Annotated in this window: 13 protein-coding genes and 1 tRNA gene; 7 read left to right on the top strand and 7 right to left on the bottom strand. The window is 68.8% G+C overall.

From position 1 onward, the window contains the following. Positions 1 to 336: 336 nt before the first annotated feature. The 3 genes from E0H73_RS36155 to E0H73_RS36145 all read right to left on the bottom strand — a co-directional run bounded on the left by E0H73_RS36155 (position 337) and on the right by E0H73_RS36145 (position 2,094). Positions 337 to 409 (bottom strand) — tRNA-His (locus E0H73_RS36155). 79 nt (positions 410 to 488) lie between these two features. Then, positions 489 to 1,109, bottom strand: a complete 621-nt coding sequence (orn, locus tag E0H73_RS36150; RefSeq protein ID WP_131364129.1) for an oligoribonuclease — start codon at positions 1,107 to 1,109, stop codon at positions 489 to 491. 82 nt (positions 1,110 to 1,191) lie between these two features. Then, complete coding sequence (locus E0H73_RS36145; protein WP_131364127.1) at positions 1,192 to 2,094, bottom strand: class I SAM-dependent methyltransferase; 903 nt, start codon at positions 2,092 to 2,094, stop codon at positions 1,192 to 1,194. A gap of 133 nt (positions 2,095 to 2,227) precedes the next feature. Here E0H73_RS36145 and E0H73_RS36140 point away from each other — a divergent pair, with 133 nt between their 5' ends. Genes E0H73_RS36140 through E0H73_RS36130 form a run of 3 tightly spaced genes read left to right on the top strand, consistent with a single transcriptional unit; the run spans position 2,228 to position 6,289 of the window. Continuing rightward, positions 2,228 to 5,425: a tetratricopeptide repeat protein gene (locus E0H73_RS36140; protein WP_238164496.1), complete on the top strand. Its 3,198-nt coding sequence runs from the start codon at positions 2,228 to 2,230 to the stop codon at positions 5,423 to 5,425. Positions 5,426 to 5,458: 33 nt separating this feature from the next. Continuing rightward, positions 5,459 to 5,809, top strand: coding sequence for a M23 family metallopeptidase (locus tag E0H73_RS36135; RefSeq protein WP_131364123.1), 351 nt, complete (start codon positions 5,459 to 5,461; stop codon positions 5,807 to 5,809). Positions 5,810 to 5,812: 3 nt separating this feature from the next. Next, positions 5,813 to 6,289 carry a GNAT family N-acetyltransferase gene (locus tag E0H73_RS36130; RefSeq protein WP_238164495.1) on the top strand — a complete coding sequence of 159 codons (477 nt, stop codon included), beginning with the start codon at positions 5,813 to 5,815 and terminating at the stop codon, positions 6,287 to 6,289. A gap of 47 nt (positions 6,290 to 6,336) precedes the next feature. Here E0H73_RS36130 and E0H73_RS36125 read toward each other — a convergent pair whose 3' ends face one another. Together E0H73_RS36125 and E0H73_RS36120 are read right to left on the bottom strand one after the other, a co-directional pair. After that, positions 6,337 to 6,540: a cold-shock protein gene (locus E0H73_RS36125; protein ID WP_131364121.1), complete on the bottom strand. Its 204-nt coding sequence runs from the start codon at positions 6,538 to 6,540 to the stop codon at positions 6,337 to 6,339. Between the two features lie 190 nt (positions 6,541 to 6,730). After that, a complete protein-coding gene (locus E0H73_RS36120) occupies positions 6,731 to 8,134 on the bottom strand; it encodes an MFS transporter (protein ID WP_131364118.1) in 1,404 nt (467 codons plus the stop codon). 46 nt (positions 8,135 to 8,180) lie between these two features. On the opposite strand from E0H73_RS36120, the gene E0H73_RS36115 reads away from it, so the two are divergent. After that, a complete protein-coding gene (locus E0H73_RS36115) occupies positions 8,181 to 8,618 on the top strand; it encodes a MarR family winged helix-turn-helix transcriptional regulator (RefSeq protein WP_131364116.1) in 438 nt (145 codons plus the stop codon). Positions 8,619 to 8,640: 22 nt separating this feature from the next. Here the strand turns inward: E0H73_RS36115 and E0H73_RS36110 are convergent, their stop codons facing one another. After that, entirely contained in the window at positions 8,641 to 9,423 is a 783-nt protein-coding gene (locus E0H73_RS36110; protein ID WP_131364114.1) for a hypothetical protein, read from the bottom strand. A 28-nt stretch (positions 9,424 to 9,451) separates the two neighbouring features. On the opposite strand from E0H73_RS36110, the gene E0H73_RS36105 reads away from it, so the two are divergent. Further along, a complete protein-coding gene (locus E0H73_RS36105) occupies positions 9,452 to 10,390 on the top strand; it encodes a sigma-70 family RNA polymerase sigma factor (RefSeq protein ID WP_131364112.1) in 939 nt (312 codons plus the stop codon). On the opposite strand, the gene E0H73_RS36100 is transcribed toward E0H73_RS36105, so the two are convergent. After that, complete coding sequence (locus E0H73_RS36100) at positions 10,373 to 10,939, bottom strand: dihydrofolate reductase family protein (protein WP_131364110.1); 567 nt, start codon at positions 10,937 to 10,939, stop codon at positions 10,373 to 10,375. The two genes, E0H73_RS36105 and E0H73_RS36100, sit on opposite strands and share 18 nt — an antisense overlap. A 170-nt stretch (positions 10,940 to 11,109) precedes the next feature. On the opposite strand from E0H73_RS36100, the gene E0H73_RS36095 reads away from it, so the two are divergent. Both E0H73_RS36095 and E0H73_RS36090 read left to right on the top strand, forming a co-directional pair. Beyond that, a complete protein-coding gene (locus tag E0H73_RS36095; RefSeq protein ID WP_238164494.1) occupies positions 11,110 to 11,331 on the top strand; it encodes a hypothetical protein in 222 nt (73 codons plus the stop codon). Between the two features lie 10 nt (positions 11,332 to 11,341). Further along, complete coding sequence (locus E0H73_RS36090; RefSeq protein ID WP_131364108.1) at positions 11,342 to 12,367, top strand: 2-dehydropantoate 2-reductase; 1,026 nt, start codon at positions 11,342 to 11,344, stop codon at positions 12,365 to 12,367. The last annotated feature ends 18 nt before the right edge of the window (positions 12,368 to 12,385 follow it).

Genomic DNA, 12,385 nt, shown 5'->3' with positions numbered 1-12,385 from the left:
GGTCAGAAAACCAAAGAAAGCACCCAAACACAGAACGCGAGAACCCCAACGACGAACGTCACAAGAAGAACAACCCCATACCCAAACCACACAGACCCCGAGAGTTTCACAGCCCCATCCCACCAGCCCGAACACAAAACAGACAAACCACATCAGCCACAGCAGAAGCCGACAGGCAACCCCGACCACCGCAGATGGCCGACCGACAACCCCGGCCGGGGTGTGGGGGTGTGGGTGGCGAAGCCCCCACTCCGCGGCAAGCGAAGCGCAGCCGCACAAAATGCCGAAGGCGACCAGGTCTGCGCTCTCCGCAGACACAGGTCGCCCTCGCCTTCGGGTGAGTGACGGGACTCGAACCCGCGACCACCTGGACCACAACCAGGTGCTCTACCAGCTGAGCTACACCCACCATTGCCGTCCGAGTGCGACGGCTGAGCAATCATAGCGACGATGTCCGGGGACATGAAATCGGGCCCGGACGGCCCTGTTCAGGAGGCCGGCTGGGAGTCTCCGACGGGGTCGCTGATGAGGCTGGCGGCGGCCCGGGCGGTGTCGGAGTCGGGTCCGGGCTGGGGCACGAACACGGTCCGGCGGTAGTACCGGAGTTCTTCGATGCTCTCGGTGATGTCGGCCAGGGCGCGGTGATTGCCGGTCTTGGCGGGGGTGGCGTAGTACACCCGCGGGTACCAGCGGCGGACGAGTTCCTTGATGGAGCTGACGTCGACGTTGCGGTAGTGCAGGTGGGCTTCGACCTTGGGCATGTCGCGGACGAGGAAGGTCCGGTCGGTGCCGACGGAGTTGCCGGCCAGGGCGGCTTTGCGGGGTTCTTTGACGTAGCCGGAGATGAAGTCGAGGACCTGCTGTTCGGCGTCGGCGAGCGGGATGCCGGTGGCGAGTTCGTCGAGCAGGCCGGAGGCGGTGTGCATGTCGCGGACGAAGTCGCCCATCTGCTCGAGGGCGCCTGGTGGTGGTGCGATCACCAGGTCGATGCCGTCACCGAGCACGTTGAGCTCGTAGTCGGTGACGAGTACGGCGACCTCGATCAGGGCGTCTGCCGCCAGGTCGAGGCCGGTCATCTCGCAGTCGATCCACACCAGCCGGTCGTTCATGGGCACCCACCTTACGGCGAGCCGCCGACACCTTGGCGCCCGGATGCTCGAACTCCCGGCGTGGCGTGGATCTGGAGGGTGGTCAGCGGGGTGCGTGGCCGAGGTGGATGCTACGAACGGAGAGGACGAAGAGATCGGTACGGCGGCCGAGGTACTGGTCGCTGTCCGGGTCCAGGAGCCGCTCCCAGGTGGCGAGATCCTCCGGGCTCAACCACTCACCGTCGCCTGGGCTCACGTGACCGTGACCATGCCCGTGCCCATGTGTGGGTGAGGCGTCGAGGGTGAGGCGTTCGACCCGGTGCCGGAACTGGGTGACGACGCTCTCGCGCTCCTCGTCGGACAACGGAGCCGGCGTCTCGGTCAGGATGCTGCGCGTCGTGACGCCGGTCAGGCCGGCGCGGGAGAGCGCGTCGGTCCAGCCGTACGGCATCGGCACTGTGCCCGGGAGCGACTCACGCATCGCCTTGAACCAGCGGTCCTGCGCGTGATCGAGCCGCAGTTCGAGTCCGGGCTCGCCCACACCGAGGTCCCATGGCAGGCTGCGGGCCGGCAGACCGCCCTCCGCAAGCGCAAGCCGCCCGCCTGGTGCCAGAAGCGACGCCAGCGCGTCGACCGCCGCCTGCTGGTCGGCTGCGTGATGTACTGCGGCGGCCGCCCAGATCAGGTCAGCCGGTGCGTCGATTGCCTTACGCAACGGCTCCGCACCGTCATCCATAGACGCCAGCTCACACCGAACGGCGCCTGCCGTGTGCTCGCGAGCCTGCTCCAGTACGTCCGGGTCCGAGTCAATCGCTACCACCGTCGCACCGGCCGTCAAAGCTTCAGCCAGTGCTTTGGCCATCCCGCCGCCACCACAGCCGACGTCCACCGCCACCTTGTCGCTCTCACGGACGAGACTGGTCGCGACTTCCCTGTTCCAGCCCGCTTCCCCCTCTGCCGAAGCCCGCAACCGTCCAGCCTGCTCTGCCCAATCAATCTCCACCATGCCTCCAGTCTCAACCGCCGACCGATGCTCCACCTCATCTTTTTGCCAATTCAGCAACTGGATCAGGGCTAGCACGGTTGCGGCGTACGTCTGGAGGGTGCTGTCCTGTTGGGGATCTGGGGAGGTGAGGCGGGTGGAGTCTGGGGCGGTGGGGCGGCCGAGGCTGGTGGCGTTGCTGGATGAAGGGGTTCAGCGACGGCTGCTGACGGTGGTGGCGGACGCTGGGTTCGGGAAGTCGACGCTGTTGGGCTCATGGGCGGCCGGACGAGCCTGTGCCTGGCACACCGTGCGCGCCGAGGACGGTTCGCTGTCCGCGATGGTGTCCGGCCTCGTCGGCGCCCTCCGGCGGCAAGTGCCCGAACTGGACACCATCCCGGCCGAGTTGCAGAGCCCTCGCGGGCCCGACGCCGACGCCGAGCAACAGACCAGAGCCCTCGCGTACGCCGCTCTGCTCGCCGACGCGCTGGACGCGAACCTCAGTCACGACCTGGTGCTCGTCCTCGACGACCTGCACGAGCTGCACCCGGCCGCACCCGCTACCAAGCTCGTCGAGGGCCTGATCCGTACCGCCCCGCCGAACCTGCACGTGGTCGTTGCCTCCCGCACCCCGATGCCCTTCGGGATCGATCGGCTCCGCGGCCGCGGCCAGGTGCTGGAGATCGACGCCACCGCCCTCGCGTTCACAGTCGCCGAGACCCTCGCCGTACTGGAGAACGTCCTCGGCGACGGCACTGAGGACCTCGCCGAGCCACTCCAGTCCGCGGTCCACGGCTGGCCGGCCGCCGTACGTCTCGCCGTGGAAGCACTGCGGACCGCACCAGCCGACCAGCGCGCGATCCGCCTCCGCCGGGCTCTCCGCTCGGACGGTCCGCTCTACGACTACCTGGCCGAGGAGGTCTTCGCGGCAGAGCCTCCAGCAGTACGGCGCTTGGTCGCCGGCGTGGCTGTATTACCCCGGTTCGGTGCGGAGCTGTGCAAGGCGATCGGACTTACCGACAGCGCGGAAACGCTGCAGCAGCTCCGCACGCGCGGACTGCTCGTGTCTGCCGGCGAGGACGACGGCTACGAGCTCAATCCGCTGGTGAAGAACTTCGCCGCCGACAGACTGGTCGTCGACGAGCAGGAGTTGACCGAACTGTCGCTGCAAGCGGGGCAGTGGTTCGAGTCGGTGGGGGAGCATCGCGACGCACTGGCGTGCTACCAGGCCGTCGACGCGGCCAGGGCGGCCCGCATGTTGACTGAAAGCGGGCATGCGATGGTCAGCGGTGGCATGGCCGAGACCGTGGTCGCATCCGTCGGCGCCCTGCCCGTTGAGCTGCGCGACGCCGCGATGGATCAGCTGGAAGGCGAAGCCCGGCAGGTCCTCGGTGACTGGCAGGGCGCGATGGAGTGCTTCGACCGGATCATCGAGCCGGAGGGCGAGATCCCGGTCGCCATCGCCTGGCGGCTGGGCCTGATCCATCACCTGCGCGGCCAGACGGACGTGGCGATCGCGACGTACCAGCGTGGACGGATCGACGGGCGGCACCCGACGGACGAGGCGCTTCTGCAAGCCTGGTGGGCCGGTGCGCACTGGCTGCGTGGCGAGTTCGAGGAGTGCCGCGCGCTGATCACCACGGCGTACGAAACCGCGAAAGTATCCGGCGACGACGGGGCGCTGGCGATCGTGCACACCGTCCTCGCGATGCTGGCCGCGGTGGACAGCGACCCGCGTGGCAACTCATCCCACTACGTGCGGGCACTCGAACATGCGGAGCGCGCGGGCGACCTGCTGCAGGCGATCCGGATCAGGGTGAACCGCTCCTCGCACCACATCTCCGAAGGCGACTACGCACTCGGCCTGAAGGAGCTGGACATCGCACTGGAGCTCGCGGATCGCGCGGGCTTCGCGGTGTTCCGGGCGCTGGCGTTGAACAACCGCGGTGAGGCGCTGCTCAGACTCGGCCGGTTGGACGAGGCCATCGGCGAGCTGGAGGCGTCCCGCGCGCTGTACCAGAAGCTCGAGTCCAAGCGAGTCGCTCAGCCGCTGTCGGTACTGGGCGAGGTCTACCGCCAGCGTGGCGACCGTGCCCTGGCCAGAGCTTGTTTCGAGGAAGCCATCCCGATGGCTGAGGAGACCAGGGACATGCAATCCCTCGTCCCGTCGCTGGCCGGATTGGCGAGGGTCCTGGCAGTGGAGGAGCCGGAGCGAGCCGCCGAGCTGGCCGCACTGGCACGCCAGGCCGTCGATTACGGGCCTGTCCTCGGTCTCTCCGGCGCACTGGTCGCTCTCGGCTGGGTAACCCTGCACGCGGGCAACCAGACCGAGGCGGCGGCCACCGCAGAGGAAGCCGCCGCGATCAGCCGCAAGCGGCGCGACCGAGCAGGTCTGGCAGACGCTCTGGAGTTGTACGCCGCAGCCGGCGGCGGCGAGGTCCTGCACGAGGTGCTGAACATCCGCAGTGAGTTGGGCGACCAGCTCGGAGAGGCGCGGGCCGAACTGATGCTTGCCGGGCGCACCAATGGTCCGGAAGGTCGTGAGCTCGCGCTGCGCGCACACCAGCAGTTCCTGGCGGCAGGCGCAACCCGCTACGCGGCAGCTGCGCTGGCGGCCAGTGACGCGACCGGTCCGGCGCCGGTCCGCATCGAGTGCCTGGGTGGCTTCCGCGTACTGAGGGCCGGGAAGGCGATCCAGCTCGGGGAGTGGCCGTCGAAGAAGGCACGCGACCTACTGAAGATCCTGGTCGCCCGCCGCTGCCATCCGGTCGCCCGTGTGCAGTTGCTGGATCTGCTCTGGCCGGACCAGGACGAGTCGGTCGCCTCACCACGCCTCTCGGTAGCGCTGTCGACCGTCCGCTCGGTGCTAGATCCGAATAAGAGGTACCCGGCGGACGGCTTCGTCGGTGCGGACCGGGCGACGATCTGGCTGGACGGCGAGCAGGCGGCCGTGGATGTGGAGCTGTTCCTGCACGACGCGCGAGAGGGCCTCAATACCGGCGATCTGCGGTTGCTGCGCGCAGCCGAGGCGGCGTACAGCGGGGACTTCCTGGAGGAGGACGTGTTCGCGGACTGGGCCGCGGGGATGCGGGAGGAGGCGCGGGCGCTCTACGTGCGGGTCGCGCGGGTGCTGGCCGAGCGCGGCCGGCGTGACCCCGACGCGGCGGCCGGGTACCTGCTGCGGATCCTGCAACGGGATCAGTACGACGAGCGCGCGCATCTGGGCCTGGTGTCAGCGTTCCAGGCGAGTGGTGCGCACGGTGAGGCCCGTCGGGCGTACCGCACCTACGTGCAGCGGATGGCTGAGCTCGAAGTCGAGCCGGCGCCCTATCCGGGAGTGCCGGCCCGGCTTTAAGGCTGCCTGAAGGTTCCGCCGCACGATCTGAGGATGGCTGCGCCGGTGCACAACCCTGTGGTGGTCCGCGAGTTCGGGGACGCGGGTCATTCCGGTCGCGACTACCGGACCGAACCCGGTACGCCGGTCAGGGCGACCCTGGCCGGTGTGGTGGTCCAGGCCGGTGCTGGTGAGGTTGTGGTCGAGTCGAACGCCATCTGGCACGTCTACGACCATCTGGGCGATGTCACGGTCCGCCAGGGGGAGACCGTGGAGACAGGGGACCGGCTGGGGGCGGCAGCCGGTACCTACCTGCACTACGAGGAGCGGGTGGCGCCGTACGAGGCGGACGGCCACCGGAGTCCGCAGTTCGACCTGCACACGAATGCGCGGCGCTACGGTTGAGCCGTGATCACGCCCTTCCGGACCGCCCGCCTGGCAATGCTCCCGCTGAAGGTCGAGTACGCCGCGCAGATGGCCAAGGTGCTCGCCGACCCGGCGCTGTACACCTTCATCGGTGGTGAACCGCCGTCGGTCGAACGCATCGAGGCTCGCTACAAGCGCCAGCTCGAGGGACCGGGACGTCCCGACGAGCACTGGCTCAACTGGGTGATCCAGCACGACGACGAGCTCGTCGGCTACGTCCAGGCCAGCGTCACCGGCAGTACGGCGGAGATCGCCTGGGTCATCGGCACCGACTGGCAGGGACGCGGCTACGCGAAGGAGGCCGCTCAGGGTCTGGTCGCCTGGCTGAACGCGCAGGGCATGCAGCGCATCATCGCCCACGTCCACCCGGACCACGCCGCGTCGGCAGCCGTCACCACGGCCGCCGGGCTGACCCGCACGGACGAGCTGGACGACGGCGAGTACCTCTGGACCACATGACAACAGCCCCCGACCGAAGCTCGGCCGGGGGCTGCTGTTTGCTCAGGTCAGAGCGGGCGGACGTTCTCCGCCTGCGGGCCCTTCGGGCCCTGGGTCAGGTCGAACTCGACCTTCTGGTTCTCGTCCAGCGAGCGGTAGCCGCTCGACGCGATCGCCGAGTAGTGCACGAACACGTCGGCGCCGCCGTCATCCTGGGAGATGAAGCCGAAGCCCTTCTCGCTGTTGAACCACTTCACTGTGCCGCTGGCCATGATCTTGTTCCTTCTGTGGGTCCTGATGGGTGTCGGTTGCCGCAACCAGCCCTCCCACACAAGGCCTCGATCAGGCCCGGAATGAGAAAACGCCCGGCGGATCACAAATCCGCGGGCGTCTTGAACGTACGTGGAACTGCAAAACTGCAACCGCTGGAAACCGTAGCACACCTGGGCGTCCGCGGCGTGATCACCAGGAGCCACGGTGGTCGGGCACGAACAGCGTCAGCGGCAGGATCAGCAGCAGTACGACGGCGAAGACGACGAAGCTGTTGGCCTGGGCCAGGCCGCCGTTCTGGGCGTGCGCCAGCAGCGCGGTGGTGATCGAGACCGCGACGATTCCACCCGACTGCCGGAACATCCCGCGCAGCCCGGCGATCGCCGAGATCTGCGCCGGCGCCAGCTGCAGACTGGCGTTGTTCGACGCCGGAATCGACAATCCCATCCCGATGCCGGTGATCCCCGCCGCCAGCGCGAGCCACGCGTACGGCGTCAATCCGTGCGGGGCGAGCGACATCACCGTCATCCCGGCCGCCACCAGCACGAACCCACCGATCATCGGCGTCCGGTACCCGGTCCGGCGCAGCGCGAAGACAGCCAGGCCTGCCACACAGATCATTCCGACGGCCCTTGCCGTGAGCAACGTTCCGGCCTGGAGCGGCTGGATCCCGTACCGCGATTCGGCATAGAGCGGAACGAGCGCGCCGAAGCCCAGCACCGCCGCGCCGAACAGGAAGTTGATCGCGTTCATCGCCCCGAAGCCACGCCCGCGCAGCAACGAGATCGGGATGAACGGCGCGGCCCGGCGGTTCGCGTGCCGGACGAACAGGACGCCGAGCACGATCGCGATCACCTCGGCGCCGATGAAGAACGGATCGGCGGGCGTCGCGCCGTTCCCGCCGAGCAGCGTGATCCCGTACATTCCGAACAGGATGGTCAGCCCCAGCAGGACGGCGCCGAACCCGTCGACCCGGGCGGCGCGCTGCGGCACACTGCGCGGGATGAACCGCAGACCGAGCACGATCAGCAGAACGCCGATCGGCACGTTGACGATGAAGATCTCCCGCCAGGACCAGTAGGTGACGATGATGCCGCCGATGATCGGGCCGAGAATGCCGCCGATCGGGAAGATCGAGGTGAACATGCCGATGGCCCGGTCCCGGTCGCGCCCGAACTGCTCGGACACGATGCCGGTCGCGGTCGGCATGAAGGCGCCGCCGCCGATCGCCTGCAGGGCCCGGAACACCACCAGCAGGTAGATGTTGTCAGCCAGGCTGCACAGCAGTGACGCGACGGTGAAGAGCACCGCCGCGCCGAGGAAGATCCGCCGCCGGCCGAACTGGTCACCGAGCCGGCCGGCCAGCGGCATCACGATGATCTGGCCCAGCGCGTAGATGGTGATCGTCCAGCCGCTCCAGGTCAGCTCCGCGTTCAGGTCGCCGCGGATGGCGTTGAGCGCGGTCGCCACTATGGTCTGATCAATCGAAGCCATCAGGAGAGCGATCGAGACGATGCCGAAGACGACCCGCCGGTGGGCCAGTGGTTCGTCCGCGGCCGGTTCGGCGATCTGCTGGGGTGCACTCGACGATTCCATCGATGAACAGATTACATTGCTTGCCGGCAGGCAATAAAGGGGTGACATGACGGATACCGAGACGTTGAGCCGGCTCCGCGGCGTGATCTCCAGGCTCGCGCGGGAGCTCAACGCCACGGCCACCGGCGAAGGGCTGACGCCGACCCAGGCGTCCGTGCTGGGCCTGATCGCGTTCCGCGGTCCGCTCGGCCTGACCGAGCTGGCGCAGCTCGAGGGCGTCAATCCGACGATGCTGTCGCGGGTCGTCGGCCGGCTGACGGAGCTCGACCTGATCCAGCGCGACCCGAACCCGGAGGACCTGCGGGTGATCCAGGTCGAGGCGACCGAGGCCGGGCGCGAGGTGCACGAGCGGGTCAAACTGCTGCGCACCGAGGCGATCGGTGCCTGCCTCGACGAGCTCCCGGACAAGTCGGCCCGGCAGATCATCGACGCGCTGCCGGCGCTGGAGGAGCTCGCCCTGGCCCTCCGCGCAACCCACTCCTAGTGCGTGACGACGCGACACACTCCTAGTGCGTGACGAGTAGCCCGTCGACAGCGTCGTACGCGTCGGGTGTCCCGGACCAGGTCTCGGCGCACCCGGAGCTGCCGCACTCGCACGCGAACGGGTACGGCGGCAGCTCGGCCAGTCCGATGTCCGCCTGCCACAGTCGTCCCTGACGACACGCGGCCGCGTTCTCGAACTGCCGCTGGGCGCTCAACGCCGGACCTGCAGGTAGCCGCGGCAGCTCGCCCAGTGCAGACTCCACCCCGCGAGCGATCGCGGCCCAATCCGGTGTGGCCGGTACTTCGATGAGCGTCCGCCCGTACTCCGCCGCCTCACGCCGTACCCGGTCAGCCAGTACGGCGTCCCGCGCCAGCAGACCCTCCAACCGGGCGCGCCCCTCCGGATCGTGAGCCCGGGCCAGCCGCTCCTCCCGCGCCCGCCGCGTCTGTTCCGCGTCCGGCACCAACCACACCGCTGCCATGACCGACTGATCGGTCATCGACGGGTACAACTGCGGCCCCTCCACCAGAGCCGGTACGTCGCCCAGCCGGCGCGCCCGCACGTCCTCGGCAACGAGCTCCAGCCGCGTCCGCGCGATCCGCACGAACGCGTCGGCGGCGTACTCCGGCCCGTCGGCCAGATCCTCAGCCAGCGACCGCATCGGTGGCATCCGCCCGACATGGTCGTACGTCCACAGGTCCACCGGATGCAGCGGAAGGTCCGAGCACCGCGCAAGATCCCGCGCGATCGTCGACTTCCCCGCTCCCGGTGCCCCGCCGATCCACACCGTCCGCGGCCAGGTCATCGCCCCATCCTGCCAACACAATGGTGCAGTGACCTTTGACGGGAGCTTCGAGACGAGCACAGCGCCGTACCGGCGGGAACTGCTGCACCACTGCTACCGCATGTCCGGCTCGATCCACGACGCCGAGGACCTGCTGCAGGAAACCATGGTGCGTGCCTGGCGTGCCTTCGACCAGTACGACGGGACCAGGGCGTCGCTGCGCACCTGGCTCTACCGGATCGCCACGAACACCTGCCTGACCGAGCTGAAGAACCGCGGACGCCGCCCGCTGCCGTCAGGACTGGTCGCCCGCGGTGAGGATCCGGAGGGGGCACTTGTCCGTGGTGAGGAGGTGCCGTGGCTGCAGCCGTTCCCGGACGACCCCGCCGCCGTGGCGGGGGAGCGCGGCAGCCTGCGGCTCGCCCTGATCGCCGCACTGCAGTTCCTGCCCGCGAAGCAACGCGCCGTACTGATCCTGCGCGACGTACTGGACTGGTCGGCGGCTGAGGTCGCGACCGCCCTCGAGGTGACGCCGGCCTCGGTCAACAGCGCGCTCCAGCGCGCCCGCGGGAAGCTGGCGGACACCGGACTGGCCGAGGACGACGTACTCGAGCCCGATGACCCGCGCTCCCGGCAGCTCGTCGAGAAGTACATCGCCGCGTTCGAGAAGGCGGACGTCGCCGCGTTCGCCGAGCTGCTCACGGCGGACGTCGTACTGGAGATGCCGCCGTTCTACAACTGGTACGCCGGACGCGAGGACCACCTGCGGTTCGTGGCGCGGGTCTTCGCGCTGCGTGGCACCGACTGGCGGGTGTTCCCGATCGCGGCCAACGGCCAGGCCGGGATCGCGGTCTACCGCGGTGAGGGCGAGGTTCACAGGCTGCACACCCTGCATGTCTTCACCGTCACCGCGGCCGGCATCAGCCACAACCGGGTCTTCCAGGACGAGGCCGTCTTCGCGGCGTTCGGGCTAGCTCCCACTCTCTGACCGCTGGTACGTCGCCAGCGTGGCCGCGCCGGCCTGGTCGACCGAGTCCAGCCGCAGGTGCACCGGTGACTCCAGGTCCGGAAACAACTTGGTGCCGGTGCCGATGATCGACGGGAAGGTGAGCAGCCGGTACTCGTCGACGAGGTCGGCGGCCTGGAGTGCGTGGACGACGCTCAGGCTGCCGGTGACGACGATGTCGCGGGTCTCGGTGCGCACGTAGTCGGTCAGCGAGCCGTCGAGCACGCTCGAGTTGGACCAGGCGGACACGTCGGTCAGCGTGTGCGACGCGACGACCTTGGCCATCTTGTTCATCCGGGTGGAGAACTCGTCGGTGCGGTTCGGCCAGAGCCGGCTGAACAGTTGCCAGCTGGTCCGGCCGAGCAGCATCACGCCCTCGTCCATCACCCGGCCCAAGCGGAACTTGTCCCCGGCGACGGTCTCCGGCCCGTGCCGGAACGCCCAGCCGCCGCCCGGCGTACCGGCCGATCCGTCCGGATCCGACACCACACCGTCCAGGCTGACGAACTCGATCACGATGACGCGTCCCATGACGTACTCCCTTGGTCTTGAGGAACTGACACGGGTACGTACCGCCGGGACGGCCCGGATTCATCGGGCGAGCGCTTACCCAGGATGTGATCTGCGTCATGTCTTGACCGGATACAGGCGCCCGCCTACTGTATCCGGTATACCAAGCCCCTCCGGAAGGTGGGACACGCATGGACACCGCACGGTTCGCCGTCAACTGCTCGATCCTGTTCACCGAGCTCCCGCTGCTGGAGCGGCCCGCCGCGGCGCGCGCCGCCGGATTCGCTGCGGTGGAGTTCTGGTGGCCGTTCGACACTCATCTACCGGGTGACGCCGAGGTGGACGCGTTCGAGCGCGCCATCCGCGACGCCGGAGTACAGCTGGTCGGACTGAACTTCGGCCCGAGGGACTGAGGAGGTAGCCATGAAAGTTGCGGTTCTCGGCGCCGGTGCGATCGGCGCGTACGTCGGCGCGGCTTTGCATCGCGGTGGGACGGAGGTCCACCTGGTTGCCCGCGGCGCCCATCTGGACGCGATCCGCTCCGGCGGTGTGAAGGTGCTCAGTCCGCGCGGCGACTTCGAGGCACGAACGCCGGCCACCGACGACCCGGCCGAGGTCGGTCCGGTCGACTACATCTTCCTCGGGCTGAAGGCGAACTCGTATGCCAGCGCCGGCCCGTTGGTCGAGCCGTTGCTGCATGACAAGACCGTCGTCATCGCGGCCCAGAACGGCATCCCGTGGTGGTATTTCCACGGCCTGAAGGGACCGTACGAGGGCCGCCGGATCGAGTCCGTCGACCCTGACGGCTCGGTGACGGAGGTGCTGGCGCTCGACCGCGCGGTCGGCTGTGTCGTCTACTGCTCGACCGAGCTCGAAGGGCCGGGCGTCGTACGCCATCTGGAAGGCACGCGCTTCTCGATCGGCGAACCCGGCGGCGGTGTCTCGGACCGGTGTACGGCGTTCAGCGAGGCGATGATCGCGGGTGGGCTGAAGTGCCCGGTCGAGGCGGACATCCGCAAGGACATCTGGATCAAGCTGCTCGGCAACGCGGCGTTCAACCCGATCAGCGCGCTGGCCCGGGCGACGATGGTGGAGATCGCCCAGCACCAGGGGACGCGGGCGATGATCCGGCTGATGATGGAGGAGACGCTGGAAATCGCGGCCGCGGTCGGCTGTCACCCGGACATCTCGGTGGACAAGCGGATCAACGGCGCCGAGCGGGTCGGGGAGCACAAGACCTCGATGCTCCAGGACCTGGAGAAGGACAAACCGCTCGAGCTCGACGTGATCCTCGCCGCGGTCGTCGAGTTGGCCGACCTCACCGATACCAAGGCGCCGACCCTGCGCGCGGTCCACGCCGTCGCCGACCTGCTCGCCAGCAAGATCGGCACCGGCCCGTCGCTGGCCCACGCCCCGACCTCAGCCCCCGCGCCGGCGGTGCATTCCTGAGCCAGGTGGGTCCGGCTA

Origin of the sequence: Kribbella pittospori (assembly GCF_004331465.1) — a bacterium.
Lineage (GTDB): Bacteria > Actinomycetota > Actinomycetes > Propionibacteriales > Kribbellaceae > Kribbella > Kribbella pittospori.
The sequence above is the reverse complement of the archived record's forward strand: the minus strand, read 5'-3'. Positions and strand labels throughout refer to the sequence as shown.

Coding starts and splice junctions, on each gene's coding strand:
- orn (WP_131364129.1), bottom strand. CDS start 1,109: ATGAACGACCGGCTGGTGTGGATCGACTGCGAGATGACCGGCCTCGAC.
- E0H73_RS36145 (WP_131364127.1), bottom strand. CDS start 2,094: ATGGTGGAGATTGATTGGGCAGAGCAGGCTGGACGGTTGCGGGCTTCG.
- E0H73_RS36135 (WP_131364123.1), top strand. CDS start 5,459: ATGGCTGCGCCGGTGCACAACCCTGTGGTGGTCCGCGAGTTCGGGGAC.
- E0H73_RS36125 (WP_131364121.1), bottom strand. CDS start 6,540: ATGGCCAGCGGCACAGTGAAGTGGTTCAACAGCGAGAAGGGCTTCGGC.
- E0H73_RS36120 (WP_131364118.1), bottom strand. CDS start 8,134: ATGGAATCGTCGAGTGCACCCCAGCAGATCGCCGAACCGGCCGCGGAC.
- E0H73_RS36115 (WP_131364116.1), top strand. CDS start 8,181: ATGACGGATACCGAGACGTTGAGCCGGCTCCGCGGCGTGATCTCCAGG.
- E0H73_RS36110 (WP_131364114.1), bottom strand. CDS start 9,423: ATGACCTGGCCGCGGACGGTGTGGATCGGCGGGGCACCGGGAGCGGGG.
- E0H73_RS36100 (WP_131364110.1), bottom strand. CDS start 10,939: ATGGGACGCGTCATCGTGATCGAGTTCGTCAGCCTGGACGGTGTGGTG.
- E0H73_RS36095 (WP_238164494.1), top strand. CDS start 11,110: ATGGACACCGCACGGTTCGCCGTCAACTGCTCGATCCTGTTCACCGAG.
- E0H73_RS36090 (WP_131364108.1), top strand. CDS start 11,342: ATGAAAGTTGCGGTTCTCGGCGCCGGTGCGATCGGCGCGTACGTCGGC.